Raw genomic sequence first — 17,634 nt, 5'->3', positions numbered from 1 at the left:
ACGGTCTGTCTCCATTTTGCCCCTAAACTCGAGTCCGGTGTCGCCTAATCCACCACACGGATCAGCTTACGCTCCAGCACCCGCAACACGGATTTCAGATCGTGCCCGCGTTTGAGCACCTGCCCATCCGTCCCCACGACCGAATATTGCCCCTGCTTCAACCTCAGCTTCGGACGTTTCTCGATCCGGTAGAGCGGCATCTCGGCGGTGCGCCGGAAAACCGAAAAGACGGCGACCTCGCGCAGACTGGAAATGCCGTAGTCGCGCCACTCTCCGGCAGCGACCATGCGCCCGTAGAGCGACAGGATCTGTGAAAGCTCGGTGCGGTGAAAGGCCACCTGCTCGGGCAGGCGCTGTCCGCCACCGGACACGCCGCGTAGGGGGATCGTGGGTATGTTCATGATCCAAGAGTTGCCCCCTTCGCCGGGCAAATCAAGCCCCGTGCGCAAAACTCTTGAAAGCGTTACAGCATTCTGTACGCTCGCCAAAAATTGAAACGCATGAAGGACGCCCATGGACCCGCAGGATCGCGCCACCCGCAGCGCCGCCGTGATGATGGCAAACGACAACGCCTCGCGCGCGCTCGGCATGGAACTCGTCGAGATCGCGCCGGGCGCGGCGACGCTGACGATGCGCGTCACCGATGCGATGATCAACGGGCACGGAATCTGCCACGGCGGATATATCTTCACGCTGGCCGACAGCGCCTTTGCCTTCGCCTGCAACAGCTACAACGCGGTTACTGTCGCGCAGCAAAACCAGATCACCTATGTTGATCCCGGTCGCGCGGGCGAATTGCTGACCGCGACGGCCACGCAAACCGCTGTCGCCGGACGGTCCGGCGTCTACGATGTGACTGTAACGGGCGAGAACGGGCGCTGCGTGGCCACCTTCCGCGGCCTGTCGCGACGGATCAGGGGACAGCATTTCCCCGAAGACGGAGAAACGGAATGAAAGACCTCACACCAGACCGCAGCAGCCTCGATCCGATCGAGATCGCGAGCCGCGACGAAATCGCGGCCCTGCAACTTGACCGGCTCAAATGGTCCCTGCGCCATGCCTACGACAACGTGCCTTTCTATCGGACGTCCTTCGATGCGGCGGGCGTGCATCCTGACGATCTGGAGGATCTGTCGGATCTGGCAAAGTTTCCCTTCACCGTCAAAACCGACCTGCGCGACAATTACCCCTTCGGCATGTTCGCCGTCCCGCAGGATCAGCTGCGCCGCGTCCATGCCTCGTCGGGGACGACCGGCCAGCCCACGGTGGTCGGCTATACCGAGCGCGATCTCCAGAACTGGGGCGCGGTCGTCGCGCGGTCCCTGCGCGCCGCCGGCCTGCGGCCCGGCGACATGCTGCACAACGCCTACGGCTACGGGCTGTTTACCGGCGGGCTGGGCATCCATCTGGGTGCCGATGCGCTGGGGCTGGTGACGGTCCCGATCTCGGGGGGCATGACGCCCCGGCAGGTGCGCCTGATCACCGATTTTCGCCCCAAGGGGATCACCGTCACCCCCTCCTACGCGCTGTCGATCCTCGACGAATTCGCGGCACAGGGCATTGATCCGCGCGACAGCGCGCTCGAAGTCGGCATTTTCGGTGCCGAACCCTGGACCAACGCGATGCGCGGCGAAATCGAAACCGCCTTCGACATGCACGCCGTCGACATCTACGGGCTGAGCGAGGTCATGGGCCCCGGCGTCTCGATGGAATGTGTCGAAACGAAAGACGGCCTGCACATATGGGAGGATCATTTCTTTCCCGAGATCATCAATCCCGAAACCGGACAGCCCGTGGCGGAGGGGGAACGCGGCGAGCTGGTGTTTACCTCGCTCACCAAGGAAGCGTTTCCGATCATCCGCTATCGCACCCGCGATCTGACGCGGCTGCTGCCCGGCACGGCGCGGTCCATGCGCCGGATGGAAAAGGTGACGGGGCGCTCGGACGACATGATCATCCTGCGCGGCGTCAACGTCTTCCCGACCCAGATCGAGGAAATCCTGATGCAGATGCCCAGTCTCGCGCCGCATTTCCAGCTCGAACTCACCCGGCCCGACCGGATGGACCAGATGCGCATCCTCTGCGAGGCGACCGACGCCGCGGTCACCGAAGCGCTGCGCAGCCAGGCGGGCCAGAACCTCGCCGCAGCGATCAAGCAGAGCATCGGGATCAGCGTCGCCGTGACGGTGGGAGAGGTCGGCGCAGTGCCCCGCTCCGAGGGAAAGGCCGTGCGCATCCTCGACAAACGCTAGCGCGTTACGCCAGAACGCCCGCGCACACAGCCGGAATGTCGTCGCGCCCCCGCGGGGGCGCGTCAATCGGATCACGCCGGTTCGGCCAAAAACCCGGGGTCAGCCGCAGCGCACCGCGATGATCGTATCGGTTTCGTCCAGCACCACATTCAGCCGTCCGGGCACGAAATCCTGTGTGATCGCCTCGTCCGTGCGGTAAAGCCGCTTTGGCTCGGGCACCACAAGCGCCGCAGCGGCCCCCCGTCCGACCAGATCCTGAAACCCGGACGCGCCGCAGGTGTCGGGGCCCGCGCCGGCAGTTCCGCCTGCCGGGGCCTGCACGACAGCGCCACCGCATCCTGCCAGCAGTGCCAGCATCATCACCGAATATTTCATGTCCCGTACCTCGCCAGAAATGTGTCCACCGCGCTGTCGACCACGCGGTCGATCTCTTCGCATGTGACGTCCTTGATGACACCGAATATCAGCCGTGGCCAGAGATCGGCCTTGCACAGCTCGCCGAACTGGTCGGCGGCCAGACCCATGTCGTCGATGCGCAACTGGCCGCGCGCGCAGGCTTCGGCGAAATAGGCGACCATCTCGCCGCGCATCACCTTCGGCCCGCTTTCCCAGAAACTGCGTCCCAGTTCGGGAAACCGGTCCGATTCCGCCACGCAGATGCGAAAGATCTGTTGCCCGAACTTGCTGGTGATGAAGCGCAGGAAATGCCTGCCCGTCTGTCCCATCACCTCGCGTGGCGGCGCCGCCTTGTCGATGCTGTCGATGGCGCGGCCCGCCTGCCGCTGGCACTCGCTGTTGGCGACCTCCATGAACAGGACCCGCTTGTCGGGGAAATACTTGTACAGTGTCGCTTTCGAGACCTCGGCCACGCGCGCGATTTCGTCGACGCTGGCCCCTTCGAACCCGTCCGCCATGAAGACCTGCCGCGCACCGGCGAGCACCTGCGCGTATTTCCGGCCCCGGTGCACACTGTCGTGTAGGGGTTCTGCGGTCTCGGTCATCCGGTCTCCGATCTGGGCTGAACCCAGAGGATATAAACAGAACGGTTCACTTCCAAGAGACAATTTGCAACGCACCGCAGCCTTTGCCCTGCCGGGTGCCGTTTTCTCTGGCAGGCACCCTGCGGCCAAGTTATCCCTTCGCTCATGCTTGCGATCTTCCTCAAAACACTTCCGTTTTTCGCGCTCATCGGTCTGGGGTACTGGGCCGGGCGCACGAAATTCTTTTCCGAGGAAGCGACCGCCTACCTCACCAAGTTCGTGTTCTACTTCGCGCTTTCCGCGATGCTGTTCCGGTTTTCCGCCAATCTGTCGCTGGCCGATGTGTGGAACGGCAGGCTGGTGGCGGCCTATCTGTGGGGCACCGCCTTTGTCTACGGCATTGCGACCATCGTGGCCTATCTGCGCGGTCTCAAGGTCGAGGTGACGGCGATCGAGGCGCAATGCGCGGTGATCGGCAACGTGGGCTTTCTGGGCGTGCCGATGCTGACGCTGCTTCTGGGCGCCGAAGCCATCGGTCCGGTGATGCTGGCGCTGGCCATCGACCTCATCGTCTTCTCCTCGCTGATCGTGATCCTGATCACCGGCTCGCGCGATGGCCGGATGAGCATCGCGATCCTGCGCACCGTAGGCCTGGGGCTGTTGAAGAATCCGATGATCGTGGCGATCACGCTCGGCCTTCTGTGGTCGGGCCTGCAAATCCCCATTCCGGACCCGATGAACGAATTCCTGTCCCTTCTGGGGGCCGCGGCCACACCCGGCGCGCTCTTTGCCATCGGCGCGTCGCTGGCGTCGAAATCCGCGGAACGGCTGAGCGTCGCGGGCTGGCTGACCTTCTGCAAGCTGGTACTGCACCCGCTCTTCGTGGCCTTCGCCTGTTTTGCGCTGTTCCACGTCGATCCCTATCAGGCGACGGTCGTGATCTCGGCGGCGGCGCTGCCCGTGGCCGGTAACGTCTATATTCTGGCCCAGCACTACGGCGTCGCACCCCAGCGGGTTTCGGCCGCGATCCTCGTCTCGACGGCAGTCAGCATCGTGACGGTCAGCCTCTGGATCGGGTGGCTGACGGGCGCATGACGCCATGCCCCTTGCGGCCTGCCCCTCCGGCACGGTAGCCAAGGCCAAACCGCAACAGGAGACATTCCATGGAAACGCTTTCGTCCAACGCCTGCTTCGGCGGTGTGCAACATGTCATCAAACACGCATCCCCCGCCTGCGACTGCGACATGACCTTCGGGCTGTTTCTGCCCGCAGAGGCGCAGGAAGGTCCGGTGCCGGTGCTGTGGTTCCTGTCGGGCCTGACCTGCACCCACGAGAACGCGATGGTCAAGGCGGGTGCGCAGGCATGGGCCGCCGAGCAGGGCATCGCGCTGGTCTTTCCCGACACCTCGCCGCGCGGCGACGGCGTGGCCGACGACGAGGCTTTCGATCTCGGCAAGGGCGCGGGTTTCTACGTCGACGCCACGCAGGATCCCTGGGCCGCGCATTTCGCGATGTGGACATATGTCTCGGACGAATTGCCCGCCCTTCTGGCCGAACACTTCCCGCTCGACATGGACCGCCAGAGCATCACCGGGCACTCCATGGGCGGACACGGCGCGCTGACGCTTGCGATGTCGCTGCCGGGGCGCTTCCGCTCGGTGTCGGCCTTTGCACCCATCGCCAACCCCACCGAAAGCGACTGGGGCGAAAAGCAGTTCACTGCCTATCTGGGCGAGGACCGCAGCACATGGCAGGCCCATGACGCGACCCTTCTGATGGCCGAGAAAGGCTTTGACGGTCCCGTTCTGATCGATCAGGGCACCGACGACCAGTTTCTGCATCTGCTGATGCCCGAAGCGCTGAGCGCGGCCATGGCGAAACGGCGGCAGCAGGGCATCTTCCGGATGCAGCCCGGCTATGACCACAGCTATTTCTTCATCTCGACCTTCATGGAAGACCACGTCACCTTCCACGCCGAAGCGCTCTGGTCCGCATGACGGCGCTCTACATCGACGCCGATGCCTGTCCCGTGAAGGCCGAGGCCGAGCGCGTCGCCACGCGCCACCGGCTGCGCATGTTCGTGGTCTCCAACGGCGGCCTGCGCCCATCGCAGAACCCGCTGGTGGAAACCGTGATCGTCCCCGACGGGCCGGACGTGGCCGATATGTGGATCGCCGAACGCGCGGGCCCGGGCGACGTGGTCGTGACCGGTGACATCCCGCTGGCCGCCAAATGCGTCGCCGCCGGCGCGCGTGTGATCAAGCACAACGGCGAGGCGCTGACGCAGGCGAACATCGGCAACGTGCTTGCCACCCGCGACCTGATGACCGACCTGCGCGCCGCCGACCCGTTCCGGCAGGGCGGCGGCAAAGGCTTTACAAAGGCCGACCGTTCCCGCTTTCTGGAGGCGCTGGAGCGTGAGATCCGTGCCGCCGCCAGGGCGGGCTAGCCACGCGACCGACAACCCGAAACCGGCAGGGTGCACAGCAATCCGTCCTGCCAAAGGAGGCTTGATGACCCCGCAAGCGGTGATTTTCGACATCGGCAACGTCCTGATAGAATGGCAGCCCGAACGGTTCTTCGATGCGCAGATCGGGCAGGAGCGCCGCCGCGCGCTGTTCGCGGCCATCGACCTGCACGCGATGAACGACCGCGTCGATCGCGGCGAGAATTTCACCAGCGTTCTGGAAGAGACCGCCGCGAACCATCCCGATTTCCACGACGCCGTGATGCTTTGGCACGACCGATGGCTCGACATGGCGTCGCCCGCCATCGACCATTCCGTGCGCCTGATGCGCGCCCTTCAGGGCCGTGGCGTGCCGGTGTTTTCCCTGACCAATTTCGGAATTGAAACCTACGCGCTGGCCGAAACGAAATACCCGTTCCTGCGCGAATTCGACCGCGATTTCATCTCGGGGCATATGGGGACGATCAAACCCGACCCGACGATCTACCGGATGCTGGAAGAGGCGACGGGGCTCTCCGGTGACGCGCTGCTGTTCACCGATGACCGCGCCGACAACATCGCGCAGGCCAGTTCGCGCGGCTGGCAGACACACCATTTCACCGGGTCCGCAGGCTGGGCCGACCGGCTGGTCGCCGAAGGGCTGCTGACACAGGAGGACGCACAATGAGCGATATTCCCTTTATCTCCTTCGAGGCCGGAGAGCGGGCGATGGACTGGATCGGCCTGACCGATGCGCTGGCGGCGGGCCATGCCCTGCCGAAGGCCGAGATCGGCGATACCTTTCTCTACCGCGATCCCGACACGCTGCTCAGCCGCGCGGCATGGATCGACGGCATGGGCATCGCCGTGAAATCCGCGACGATCTTTCCCGGCAACGCGGCCCGTGGCACACCGAATATCAACGGCGGTGTCAGCCTCTATTCCGACGCGGACGGCACGCTGGAGGCGATCATCGACTTCCATCTGGTGACCAAGTGGAAAACCGCAGGTGACAGCCTTCTGGCCGCGCGCAGGCTGGCACGGCCCGACAGCCGCCGCATCCTTCTGGTCGGGGCGGGCACCGTCGCGCGGTCACTGGTCGAGGCCTATAGCGCCGCCTTTCCGGAGGCCGAATTCACCGTCTGGAACCGCACCACCGCCAACGCCCGCGAGATGGCCCGCGATATCCCCGGGCTGAAAGTCGCGACCGACCTTGCCGAAGCCGTCGGCGCGGCGGACATCATCGCGACTGCAACCATGGCCACCGAGCCGGTGATCGCGGGCGACTGGCTGCGCCCCGGCCAGCATCTGGACCTGATCGGCGCCTATCGCCCCGACATGCGCGAGGTCGACGACACCGCACTCGGCCGCGCGCGGCTCTTCGTTGACAGTTTCGACACGACTTTGGGCCATATCGGAGAGCTCAAGATCCCGTTGGAGGCCGGTACGATCCAGAAATCAGACATCATCGCGGATTACTACACGCTCGACCGTGTGACCCGCACCAGCCCTGACGAGATCACCATCGCCAAGAACGGCGGCGGTGCGCATCTCGATCTGATGACCAGCCGCTATATCCTTGAGCAGTGGCGCGGCGCCAGATGATCTGGCTGGCGCTTCTGCTGCTCGCGGTCTTCGCCGCCCCTTTCGTCTACGAACGCTACAAGCCGCAAATGTCGGATGGGCGGCGCGGCTCGGCACCGGGGAAGTTTGCCGAGCTTGAGGGCGGGGTGACGCACTATCACCTCAGCGGCCCCGAAACCGGACCGCTGGTGGTTCTGATCCACGGGCTGACCACCCCCAGCTTTGTCTGGACGGCCATCGCGCGGGGTCTGGCCGTGCGCGGGTTTCGGGTGCTGGCCTACGATCTGTACGGACGGGGGTTTTCCGACCGGCCCGGAGGGGTCGAGGACAAGGGGTTCTTTCTCGCGCAGCTCGACGCGCTGCTGGCACATCTCGATATCACGACACCTTTCCACCTTGTCGGCTATTCCATGGGCGGCGCCATTGCGGCGGGGTTCACAGCGGCACAGCCCGAACGGGTCGACCGGCTGGTTCTGATCGCCCCCGCCGGAATGTCCGTGCCCGACACGCCGACCCTGCGCTTTATCCGCGACCGTGGGCTTCTGGGCACATGGGCGATGCTGGCGCTCTATCCGCGCGCGCTGCGGCAGGGCATCCGCGCCGAACGCGATCTGGCCAGCGCGGTCCCCGGCATCGCGGATCTGCAACGCGCGCAGCTCGATTTCCGGGGGTTCGTTCCGGCGGTGCTTGCCAGCCTGCGCGGCATCCTCGCCCGCCCGATGGAGGGCGAACATCTGGCGATCCATCGCAACGGCCTGCCGGTTCTGGCGATCTGGGGCGAGGATGACACGGTGATCCCCACAAGTTCGATGGGGCAGCTTGCCGCGTGGAACCGCCACGTCCGCCACGACGTCATCGCCGATGCGGGCCACGGCCTGCCCTATACCCACGCGTCCGAGGTGACAGAGCGGATCACCGCCTTTCTGCCCGCGCCCGCAGCACCCCTCGCCGACTAGGGGCAGCGGCCTCTTTGCCTTCTGGCCATAGCTTCTGCCCAGCCCGCCAAGCATGGTACGGATGCGCTATGCCGGTTCGGGCAATCCGGCGGGGCGTTCGCGCACGGGCAGGTGGACGATCGCGCTGAAGGCGCCGACGCCCACGCCGATCCACCACACCATCGTGTAGGTGCCATAGACGTCATACATCCGCCCGCCGAGCCAGACACCGACGAAGCTGCCCAACTGGTGGCTGAAGAAGATGATCCCGTAAAGCGTCCCCATGTAGCGCAGCCCGTAGATATGCGCGATCAACCCCGAGGTCAGCGGCACGGTGGCAAGCCACAGCGCCCCCATGGCGATGGAGAAGACGATCACGCTGGCGGGGGTGATCGGCATCAGGATGAACACCGACGCAACCACCGTGCGCCCCGCGTAGATCCCCGCCAGCAGGTACTTCTTGGAATATCGCTTGCCGGCCCAGCCCGCCGCAAGCGATCCCGCGATATTGGCCGCCCCGATCAGCGAAATCGCCACCGCACCCAGCGCCGATGTCGTGGTGATCCCCATGTTGTGCAGCACCCCGCCGGCCAGAATCGGGCCGCAGAGTTCGGTGACGAAGGCGGGGAAATGCGCGGTGATGAACCCCAGTTGATATCCGCAGGAGAAAAATCCGAGGAAGATCAGCGCGTAACTGGGATCGCGGAATGCCCGCATGAGGATCGTGCCCATGCTTTCTTCCAGCTCGGTCCGGTCCGCCTGTACCGGCGCGCGCATGAACGGCAGGGTCAGGATTATCGCGAGGATGGCAGCGGCGAAGATCAGGAAAACGCTTTGCCAGCCCATGAAGCCCAGCAACCATTCGGCCACCGGCGCGCCAAAGATCTGGCCCGCGCTGCCCGCCGCCGTGACGACAGCCAGCGCCATCGACCGGTTGTCGTCGGATGCGGCGCGCCCGACCACCGCAAGGATCACGCCAAACCCGGTCCCTGCGATCCCGAAGCCCACCAGCCACGCATAGGTCTGGTGCGCCAGCGGCGTCTCGGCGCCCGCCGACAGGATCAGCCCCAGCGCATAGATCACCGACCCCGCGACGATCGCCTTGCGGTCGCCCATCCGCTCCGCCAGCGCGCCAAAGATCGGCTGCCCGATCCCCCACGCAAGGTTCTGGATCGCGATGGCGAGCGAGAATTCCGCCCGCAGCCAGCCGAATTCCTCGGCGATCGGGATCTGGAAAACGCCAAAGGACGCGCGGACGGCGAAGCTGACGATGATGATCGCGCAACCGACGATCAGCACCGGCGTGAACAGCGGGGATTTTTCCAATGTGACGACTCCGGCAGTTGTCCGGCCAACCTGCGCGGGGTCCGCGGTTTCGTCAATTGCGAGATTGTATCCTTACACTTTCCAACGCCGCGCCGCCGCGCTAGGCATCCCTGCATGAGCATGCGCCAGAGATACGACCAGATGATCGCCGAAGGCACCCTTGCGCCCGATCCCGCGCAGGAGGCCGTTCTTCCCGAATTCGACCGCATCCGCGCCGCACTGGAAAAGCCCGTGAAGAAGGGGCTTTTCCGGCGTGCGCCCGAACCGCCAAAGGGTCTCTATCTCTGGGGTGGGGTCGGGCGCGGCAAATCCATGCTGATGGATCTCTTCGTGCGCGAGCTGGGCAATATTCCGGCACGCCGCGTGCATTTCCACGCCTTCATGCAGGAAATCCACGAAAAGCTGCACGCCGCGCGCAAGACAGGCGTCGATGACGCCATCGCACCGGTGGCGAAAGAGGTGACAGACAGCATCCGCCTGCTGGCCTTCGACGAGATGCAGATCACCGACATCACCGATGCGATGATCGTCGGGCGCCTGTTCGAGGCGCTGTTCGCGGGCGGGGTGACCGTGATCACGACGTCGAACCGCATTCCCGACGACCTCTACAAGGACGGGTTGAACCGGCAGATTTTCCTGCCGTTCATCGAGCTGATCAAGGACCGGATGGTTGTCCACGAACTTGCCAGCCCGACCGATTACCGTCAGGACCGGCTGTCGGGCAGCCCGGTCTATTTCACCCCCGTGAACGACGAAAGCCGCGCCGCGATGGACGCGGTCTGGGAGGACCTGACCGGGGGCGACGCCGAACCGCTGACCCTGCGGGTCAAGGGGCGCGACGTGGTGCTGCCACGCTTTCGCAGCGGGATCGGGCGCGCGCGGTTTCACGCGCTGTGCGGGCAACCGCTGGGCGCGGCGGACTACCTCGCCATCGCCGAAGCGGTCCGTGTGCTGATGCTCGACGACATTCCGACGCTGGGGCGCAGCAACTTCAACGAGGCCAAGCGCTTCGTCACCCTGATAGACGCGCTTTACGAGGCGCGCGTGCGCCTGATCTGTTCGGCGGCGGCCTCGCCCGAAATGCTCTACCTCGAAGGCGAGGGCACGTTCGAGTTCGAGCGCACCGCCTCGCGCCTGCGCGAGATGCAGAGCGCCGACTGGGGCCGTGACGGGGCCTGAACGGCGGGCGGCGCTAGTCGGAGATTGCGGTCAGCGAACCGCCGTCGCGGCTGACTTCTTCTGCGTCAAATCCGGGGCCCGCGCTGTAGCTGTCGGGATGGTAGGGCGCCATCTCGTTCCACAGGCTCCAGACGCCGAGGGACATGATGGCAATCGCCACGCCGCAGACGATCAGTTGCCTTTTCACGGGAGTTTCAGGCGCGGATGCGGCCCGCGTTGTGGCGGAAGTCTGGGTCATGCTCGATCCTCGGTTGATGCCGGACAGGCGCATCGCCGCATCCGGTCTGTTATAGCTCCGAGGGTATTTCGGCGCTTTCCACGGGTCAAGTTGACCCCTGAAAGCTTGCAATTCCGTTAACTGTTACGCCGCAAAATGTTGCCCGCAAGATACAGGGATCCGCAGATGACGACCCGCGCCTGGGGGTCCTGCGCCACGATGGCGCGCAGCGCATCCTCGACGCTGTCGGCGGCGGTGGCGGTGATGCCCGCCGCGCGGGCTGCCTCGGCCGTGGTTTCGGCGGCCAGTGTCGCGGATTCGCCGGGGATCGACACCGCCTGAAGGGACGCCACATGCGGCGCAAGCGGCCGCAGATAGCCGCCGATGTCCTTGGTGTTGAGCATTCCGCAGATCAGGTGGGTCGGCACGTTCGGCAGATCAGCCAGCAGCGCGGCAATCGCCTCTCCGGCGGCAGGGTTGTGGCCGCCATCGAGCCACAGCTCCGCCGTTCCCGCGATGTCGAAAAGCGGCCCCTTGCGCAGCCGCTGCATGCGCGCGGGCCATTCGGCCTGGGTGACGGCAGCGGTGCAGGCAGCCTCGTCAGCACCCAGATGGCGCAGGGTGGCAAGCGCGGCACCGGCGTTTTGCACCTGATGGGCGCCCAGCAGGTTGGGGCGCGGCAGGTCCAGCAGCCCGCTTTCGTCCTGATAGATCAGCCGCCCGCCTTCCGTGCCGACATGCCAGTGCTGGCCGTAGGCACGCAGGGGCGCGCCGACACGGGCGGCCCGCGCCTCGATCACCTCCAGCCCCTCCTCGGCCTGCGGGCCGACGATGCAGGGCACTCCGCGCTTGATGATGCCCGCCTTCTCGCCCGCGATCTGCGCCAGCGTATCGCCCAGAAATTGCTGGTGGTCGATCGAGACGGGCGTGATCACCGTGGCGGCGGGGCTCGATATGACATTGGTCGCATCCAGCCGACCGCCAAGACCGACCTCCAGCAGGGTATAGTCGGCGGGCGTGCGGGCAAAGGCCAGCAGCGCTGCGGCGGTGGTGATCTCGAAATAGGTGATGCTCTCGCCGCCATTGGCAGCATAGCATTCGTCCAGCACAGCGCTCAGCGCGTCCTCGTCGATCAGCGTCCCGGCCAGCCGGATCCGTTCATGAAAGCGCGCCAGATGCGGCGAGGTATAGGCATGGACGCGGTGGCCCGCGGCCTCCAGCCCGGCGCGGATCATCGCCTGCGTCGATCCCTTGCCGTTGGTGCCCGCGATATGGACAACCGCCGGCAGATCGTTCTGCGGGTTGCCCAGCGCGTCCAGCAGCCGCCACATCCGGTCCAGCGTCAGGTCGATGACCTTGGGATGCAGCGCCATCATCCGGTCCAGAATGACATCCGAGGAAGCAGTGTCAGCGTCGGCCATCGCGGCGGGTCCAGTCTGTCGAAACGGTGGTGTCAGGGGCGAGGAGCGCAGCGAGGAGCCCCCGTGGCCGGCCGAAGGGCCGGCTATCCTTTCTTGGCTGCGGGTGGGGGGGCGGGGGCGGCTTCCGCTTCGGGCTCGGGCGACAGCTCGTGCGGCAGGTCCGCCGGTGGCGGCAGATCGCCCCGCACCGCAGGCGGCAGCCCCATCAGCATCCGCACGATCGTGATCAGCTCCTCGCGCAACTCGGTGCGCGGTGTCACGCGGTCCAGCATCCCGTGATCCAGCAGGTATTCGGCGCGCTGGAACCCTTCGGGCAGCTTCTCGCGGATCGTCTGTTCGATCACGCGCGGTCCCGCGAAACAGATCAGCGCGTTCGGCTCGGCGATATGGACATCGCCCAGCATCGCGTAGCTTGCCGTAACCCCGCCCGTGGTCGGATGCGTCAGCACGACGATATAGGGCAGGCCCGCTTCCTTCAGCATCTGCACCGCCACGGTGGTGCGCGGCATCTGCATCAGGCTCAGGATCCCTTCCTGCATCCGCGCGCCACCGGCGGCCGAAAACAGCACCAGCGGGCGCTTCAGCTTCACCGCTTCTTCCGCAGCGGCGATGATGGCGTTGCCGACATACATCCCCATCGATCCGGCCATAAAGCTGAAATCCTGCGCGCAGGCCACGATTGGCGTGCGCCCGATATCACCGGAGGCGACCAGCATCGCCTCTGTCTCGCCGGTCTGCTTTTGCGCGGCGCGCAGGCGGTCGGGGTATTTCTTCTGGTCGCGGAAATGCAGCGGGTCCGGCGTCGGCGCGGGGACTTTCACCTCGGAATAGACACCGCCGTCGAACAGCGCCTTGAAACGGTCGCGCGGCGTGATGTGCATGTGATGGCCGCAGTTCGTACACACGTTGAGGTTCTCGCTGACCTCGCGGTGGAACAGCATCGTTCCGCATTCCTCGCATTTCGTCCACAGGTTCTCGGGCGTCTCGCGGCGCGAGAAGATCGAATTGATCCGGGGGCGGACGTAATTGCTGATCCAGTTCATGGGGTCACGGTCCTGACGTTAGGTTTGGCCTTGAGATAAAGGTGCGGCGCCGGAATTGCAATCAGCGCCGCAACGCCAGCCGCGCGGCCAGCCACATGCAGAGCATCATCGCGAAATCCACCGGCATCCACGCCATCAGCGCCGCTTCGTCGTCCATGCCGAAAGGCGTGTGGAACAACGCCAGACCGCTGAGCGTATCGGGCAGCGATGTGATCAGCAGCGCGCCGACGTTGTTGACGAAATGGACCGCCAGCGCCGGGCCGATATTGCCCGCCCGCGCGGTCAGATCGGCCATCAGCATCCCGAAGACAAACGCCCACACCACGATGATCCACGCATTTCCGCCCGCTTCGGCGGGCTGGTAATGTCCGATGGCGAACAGCGCCGAAGGCAGGACCATCCACACCAGCGCCGACCGGAACCGCGCGCCCAGTTGCTGTTGCAGGTAGCCGCGAAACAGCACTTCCTCGGCGCTGATCTGGATGAACACCGCGATCAGGGACACCGGCAGCAAAAGCGCCCATTTGCCCGGCGCCATATGGGGCACCAGCGCGCCGCCGATCTCGTAGGGGGGCAGCACCATGACGACGAGGCCCAGCACCACCAGTATCCCCATAACCCGTGCGAAATGCGGCACCAGCAGCGCCAGTGGCCCCAGAACGCTGATCGCCGGACGCCTATGCACCACCCGCACGGCGATGGCCACGCTCGCCGTGATGACTGCGAAGTTGAGCAATATCAGGTACATGGCGCGCGCGGAACTGCCCGTGCCCAGCTCTTCCTGCAGCGACGGGGTGAGTGTGATCAGCGCGAAAAGTCCCTCGCGGTAGACAAGGCTGAGGCTGATATAGGCCGCGACCATCAGCACGATGGCCAGCAGGACGCGCCATATCTGGGCGGTCCCTTGCGCGGCGCGCGTATGCAACGCGTGCATCGCGTAATCCGGCAGAAGCGCCCTCATCGTCCCTCCTCCGGCAGCAGCGGCGGGGCGGAGGGCCCGAAATCGCGCGGCACGGAAATATTGGCCGCGCGCATCACCTCGCTCGCGCCGGTCAGATGGCCTGAGACGGTTTTCAGAAGGCTCATCATCACGGCGGTATCGTTTTCGATGACCGACCGGAACTGCGCGGCACCAAGGCGCAGGAACCGGGTATCCTCCAGCGTGGTCAGGCTGACCGAGCGCGGTTCGTTCACGATCACCGCCAGATCGCCGATCACGCGCCCCGGCTCGACCGTCGAGATATGCTGTTCGCGCCCGTCATCGTTGGTGAACGAGATTTCCGCCTTGCCCGACAGACACAGATAGGCCGCATCGGGCGGCTCTCCGATGCTGAAAATCCGGGTCCCCGCCGGGGCTTCGTACCACTGCGCTGCAAAGGCCAGCAGCCGCTGGGCCCGCGGTTCGAGATTGCTGAACAGGTCGTTGCGCTGGATCACCGACAGCTTGCGGCGCAGGTCGTCCGACACGCCGCCGTTGATCGCGGGGTCCGCTCCGGCCTCCACACCGTCGATGCGGCCGTGGCTGATCTCGACCAGCATGTCGTAGGTGTCGGGCGCATCAATCGTGTCGTTGACGAAAATCTGCGTGGTCTCGGGCATCAGGTCCCGCAGACGCTTGCGCACCGCCGCGTGATCGCCACCCATCAGCGCCTTGTCGAAGATCAGCACATCGGGCTTCTTGATCCCCGCGCGGGTGAACGAGGCGCGCTCGTGAATCGATTGCGGCAGGTTCGCCCCGCCAATCGTTGTCGGCACGTCGAACACATTCGACGCGACCATCTGGCGCAAACCGTTCTCGCGCAGGATGTCCGACACCGCGTCCAGGATCAGATCCTCCTGCAGGCCCGCCATGTTGGAGACCCGCCCGTAGAGCAGGTTTTCCAGCAGCGTCAGCCGCGGCAGATAGTTCTCGGGCGCGATGGGCACGAACAGGTCCGACGCGCGTTCGCGCAGCGTCGGGGCGCTGGTACGCCGGATCGCCAGAATCTCGTCCTTGAAGCTTTCGGGGAAGGCCGGACCGATCTGTTCGGCGGTAAAGGCGAAAGGCACGGTCAGCAGCAGCGCGAATTCTTCCTCGCTCAACGCGCCGTCGCCCTCGTCGCGGCGCCGCGCGGCGATATCCACCAGCTGCTCGTAAAGCTGCGCCTCGATGCCCAGCGCGGTAAACAGCGGATGGTCGGTGCCGTCGCGGCCAAAGGTCTGGTGCAGGGTCTCGACCAGTGTCTGCGAGATCGCGATGGCCTGTTCGGCCAGCCCCTGTTCGACGATCATCCCGAGCAGCCGCTTTTCGGCGGCCAGCCCCTGCTGGGAAATGTCGCGGCGCGGTGCCGCGAACAGAAGGTTCCCCGCCAACGGCACCGCCGGGTTGAAGCTGTCGGGATCGAAGCGGTACACGGCACCGTCCAATCCGCGCTCCTTCAGCGTGGCCTCGACATCGTCGCGCAGGGCCACCAGCCGGCTGGCAAGCACGGGATGCCTTTCGGGGTCCATCCGCGAATTCAGGACGCTACGGATGATCCCCTCGTCGGTGTTCAGCACGCGGCTCAGTTCGAACCACCACGCGTAGACGTCCTGTTCCTTCTGCAGATCGGCCAGCGCGGGGTCCAGCCAGTCGGCCTTGAGGCTGTCGAGGCTGTTGCCCGCGCGCCGTGCTTCGATCGCATCGCGATCCCGCTTGTCAGGGTCCCACAACACCGTCTTCGGCGAGGTGCGCAGCGACATCAACAGGTTGTCGCCGATGGTGCCGTTGAACAGGTAGGGCTGCGCCTGCACATAGCCGATCCGCGCCGCGATCACCGCCTGATGCAGGGTCGCGATATCGTGGCCGCCCATCGTGACCGTCCCGCGCGACGGCATCACCTCGCGGGTCAGAAGCTCGGCAAAGGCGCGGCGTTCGGCCTGTGTCGACGCCTTGACCGCCACCTGCGCGCCCTTGGGGATTTCAAGCGTGATGTTTTCCAGCACGTTGCCGCCCTCGCCGTTGGACACCACGACATTGTGGATATGGATATCCCCCTTGAGGTGCGGGATCTCGTCCGGTGTGCCTTCGAACAGGGCTTCGTCGATCATCCCGCGCGGGGCGAAACGTTCGGTGACGATCTCCCAGCGCAGCCCCATGTCCTGCGTCTGGTTGTAATAGGCCAGCAATTCCTTCCACGGGCTCGAAAGATCCTTGTAGGCCGCGAGTGCGGCCACCAGCGCGCCCACGGTGATCTGGCCCTTGATCGCCAGATAGCCGCCGACCAGATAGAAGAAGAACGGCGTAAGCTGGGTGATGAAGTTGTTGAGGAACTTCATGAAGAATTTCTTCTGGTAGATCTGGAAACGGATGCGGAAAAGCATCCCCAGCCGGTCCGTGAAGGCCGCCAGACGGAAGCGCCAGCCGCCGTTGGTGCGCAAGTCGGCGATGCCCGCCGCCGTTTCGCCGATCTCGGCGGACAGCAGCCGCACCTGCGCGATCCGGTCCTTGTTCAGAAGGTTGATCTGGCGCTGCAGCATCGGGATCACATAGGCCTGCAACGGGATCAGCGCGACACCGGCCAGACCGAACCAGAACGACTGGATGAACAGGAAGATCACGATAATCAGCATCTGGCCGGCCTGAAACACCGGCTGGGCGATGAAATCGCCCATCAGCCCACCCATGGGCTCGGCCTCGGAGGTGATCATGCTGACCAATTCGCCCTGGCTGGTGTTCTGGTAATAGCGTTTGGGGAACCGCATCATCCGCGAAATCAGGCGATAGCGGAACCTGCGCAGCATCCGCTCGGCCAGCACGCCTTTCATGGTGTTCAGCCGCATCTTCAGCAGGCCGTGCGCGATCACCGCCCCCAGATACGCCAGACACAGCGCTACCAGAAACTCGATCTGCCCGATCTGGTTGCCGAACACCTCGACGGTAGAAGACTCGGCGCCGATGGCATCGTTGATGATCCGCTTCGGCAGCTCGAGCGTGGCGTAGAGAAAGGGAAAGGTGAAAACCGTGAACGCCAGCAGGAAAATCTGGTCGCGCTTGGAATACTTCCAGATGAAGGCGAACAGGCTGCGTTCCATGGGCTGGCTTTCCGTGAAGGGGCGTAGGGACAATCTAGGGCCGCAGACCACGGGTTACAACGCGCAGGCACTGTGCGCGTCCCGCCTGCGCGGCCTTCCAGCGCCAAACCTGCGGGCGAAACGCGCGCTCGGATCAGGTCCTGCCCCTTGCAGCAGACTTGCCAGCACGGCCCCGCTCGCCTATCGAGTTTGCAAGAC

At 65.1% G+C, this 17,634-nt stretch carries 18 protein-coding genes; 9 read left to right on the top strand and 9 right to left on the bottom strand.

Annotated features, from left to right (window positions below):
* Nucleotides 1-44: 44 nt before the first annotated feature.
* Nucleotides 45-401, bottom strand: coding sequence for a DUF2794 domain-containing protein (locus ABMC89_RS12550; RefSeq protein WP_349568269.1), 357 nt, complete (start codon nucleotides 399-401; stop codon nucleotides 45-47).
* Nucleotides 402-513: 112 nt separating this feature from the next.
* Between ABMC89_RS12550 and paaI the strand changes: the two genes are divergently transcribed.
* Together paaI and paaK are read left to right on the top strand one after the other, a co-directional pair.
* Nucleotides 514-954: a hydroxyphenylacetyl-CoA thioesterase PaaI gene (gene paaI / locus ABMC89_RS12545; protein ID WP_349568268.1), complete on the top strand. Its 441-nt coding sequence runs from the start codon at nucleotides 514-516 to the stop codon at nucleotides 952-954.
* Nucleotides 951-2,252, top strand: coding sequence for a phenylacetate--CoA ligase PaaK (gene paaK, locus ABMC89_RS12540; protein ID WP_349568267.1), 1,302 nt, complete (start codon nucleotides 951-953; stop codon nucleotides 2,250-2,252). The genes paaI and paaK overlap by 4 nt, the downstream gene beginning before the upstream one ends.
* A gap of 99 nt (nucleotides 2,253-2,351) precedes the next feature.
* Here the strand turns inward: paaK and ABMC89_RS12535 are convergent, their stop codons facing one another.
* The gene (locus tag ABMC89_RS12535; protein WP_349568266.1) at nucleotides 2,352-2,627 is read right to left on the bottom strand and encodes an I78 family peptidase inhibitor; all 276 of its coding nucleotides are present in this window, start codon (nucleotides 2,625-2,627) and stop codon (nucleotides 2,352-2,354) included.
* Complete coding sequence (locus ABMC89_RS12530; protein WP_349568265.1) at nucleotides 2,624-3,253, bottom strand: TetR/AcrR family transcriptional regulator; 630 nt, start codon at nucleotides 3,251-3,253, stop codon at nucleotides 2,624-2,626. The genes ABMC89_RS12535 and ABMC89_RS12530 overlap by 4 nt, the downstream gene beginning before the upstream one ends.
* A gap of 144 nt (nucleotides 3,254-3,397) precedes the next feature.
* On the opposite strand from ABMC89_RS12530, the gene ABMC89_RS12525 reads away from it, so the two are divergent.
* The 6 genes from ABMC89_RS12525 (at nucleotide 3,398) to ABMC89_RS12500 (ending at nucleotide 8,218) form a co-directional block, all read left to right on the top strand.
* Nucleotides 3,398-4,327 (top strand): AEC family transporter, encoded by a 930-nt coding sequence (locus ABMC89_RS12525; protein WP_349568264.1) that lies wholly within the window; start codon nucleotides 3,398-3,400, stop codon nucleotides 4,325-4,327.
* Nucleotides 4,328-4,395: 68 nt separating this feature from the next.
* Complete coding sequence (gene fghA / locus ABMC89_RS12520) at nucleotides 4,396-5,229, top strand: S-formylglutathione hydrolase (RefSeq protein ID WP_349568263.1); 834 nt, start codon at nucleotides 4,396-4,398, stop codon at nucleotides 5,227-5,229.
* Nucleotides 5,226-5,681 carry a YaiI/YqxD family protein gene (locus ABMC89_RS12515; protein WP_349568262.1) on the top strand — a complete coding sequence of 152 codons (456 nt, stop codon included), beginning with the start codon at nucleotides 5,226-5,228 and terminating at the stop codon, nucleotides 5,679-5,681. The genes fghA and ABMC89_RS12515 overlap by 4 nt, the downstream gene beginning before the upstream one ends.
* Before the next feature lie 64 nt (nucleotides 5,682-5,745).
* On the top strand, nucleotides 5,746-6,366 hold the full coding sequence (locus tag ABMC89_RS12510) for an HAD family hydrolase (RefSeq protein WP_349568261.1): 621 nt from the start codon (nucleotides 5,746-5,748) through the stop codon (nucleotides 6,364-6,366).
* Nucleotides 6,363-7,283, top strand: a complete 921-nt coding sequence (locus ABMC89_RS12505) for an ornithine cyclodeaminase family protein (RefSeq protein WP_349568260.1) — start codon at nucleotides 6,363-6,365, stop codon at nucleotides 7,281-7,283. Before ABMC89_RS12510 ends, ABMC89_RS12505 begins: the two co-directional genes overlap by 4 nt.
* The gene (locus ABMC89_RS12500) at nucleotides 7,280-8,218 is read left to right on the top strand and encodes an alpha/beta fold hydrolase (protein WP_349568259.1); all 939 of its coding nucleotides are present in this window, start codon (nucleotides 7,280-7,282) and stop codon (nucleotides 8,216-8,218) included. The genes ABMC89_RS12505 and ABMC89_RS12500 overlap by 4 nt, the downstream gene beginning before the upstream one ends.
* A 66-nt stretch (nucleotides 8,219-8,284) precedes the next feature.
* Here ABMC89_RS12500 and ABMC89_RS12495 read toward each other — a convergent pair whose 3' ends face one another.
* Nucleotides 8,285-9,523, bottom strand: coding sequence for an MFS transporter (locus ABMC89_RS12495; RefSeq protein ID WP_349568258.1), 1,239 nt, complete (start codon nucleotides 9,521-9,523; stop codon nucleotides 8,285-8,287).
* A gap of 114 nt (nucleotides 9,524-9,637) precedes the next feature.
* Between ABMC89_RS12495 and zapE the strand changes: the two genes are divergently transcribed.
* Nucleotides 9,638-10,702, top strand: coding sequence for a cell division protein ZapE (gene zapE, locus ABMC89_RS12490; RefSeq protein ID WP_349568257.1), 1,065 nt, complete (start codon nucleotides 9,638-9,640; stop codon nucleotides 10,700-10,702).
* A 13-nt stretch (nucleotides 10,703-10,715) separates the two neighbouring features.
* Here the strand turns inward: zapE and ABMC89_RS12485 are convergent, their stop codons facing one another.
* The 5 genes from ABMC89_RS12485 to ABMC89_RS12465 all read right to left on the bottom strand — a co-directional run bounded on the left by ABMC89_RS12485 (nucleotide 10,716) and on the right by ABMC89_RS12465 (nucleotide 17,436).
* Nucleotides 10,716-10,940, bottom strand: coding sequence for a hypothetical protein (locus tag ABMC89_RS12485; protein ID WP_349568256.1), 225 nt, complete (start codon nucleotides 10,938-10,940; stop codon nucleotides 10,716-10,718).
* Nucleotides 10,941-11,056: 116 nt separating this feature from the next.
* Complete coding sequence (locus ABMC89_RS12480; protein WP_349568255.1) at nucleotides 11,057-12,340, bottom strand: bifunctional folylpolyglutamate synthase/dihydrofolate synthase; 1,284 nt, start codon at nucleotides 12,338-12,340, stop codon at nucleotides 11,057-11,059.
* Nucleotides 12,341-12,423: 83 nt separating this feature from the next.
* Nucleotides 12,424-13,383, bottom strand: a complete 960-nt coding sequence (accD, locus tag ABMC89_RS12475) for an acetyl-CoA carboxylase, carboxyltransferase subunit beta (protein WP_349568254.1) — start codon at nucleotides 13,381-13,383, stop codon at nucleotides 12,424-12,426.
* Between the two features lie 61 nt (nucleotides 13,384-13,444).
* Nucleotides 13,445-14,344: a CPBP family intramembrane glutamic endopeptidase gene (locus ABMC89_RS12470; protein ID WP_349568253.1), complete on the bottom strand. Its 900-nt coding sequence runs from the start codon at nucleotides 14,342-14,344 to the stop codon at nucleotides 13,445-13,447.
* Nucleotides 14,341-17,436, bottom strand: coding sequence for an ABC transporter transmembrane domain-containing protein (locus ABMC89_RS12465; protein WP_349568252.1), 3,096 nt, complete (start codon nucleotides 17,434-17,436; stop codon nucleotides 14,341-14,343). The genes ABMC89_RS12470 and ABMC89_RS12465 overlap by 4 nt, the downstream gene beginning before the upstream one ends.
* Nucleotides 17,437-17,634: the final 198 nt, after the last annotated feature.

Source organism: Sulfitobacter sp. HNIBRBA3233 (assembly GCF_040149665.1).
Lineage (GTDB): Bacteria > Pseudomonadota > Alphaproteobacteria > Rhodobacterales > Rhodobacteraceae > Sulfitobacter > Sulfitobacter marinivivus.
The sequence above is the reverse complement of the archived record's forward strand: the minus strand, read 5'-3'. Positions and strand labels throughout refer to the sequence as shown.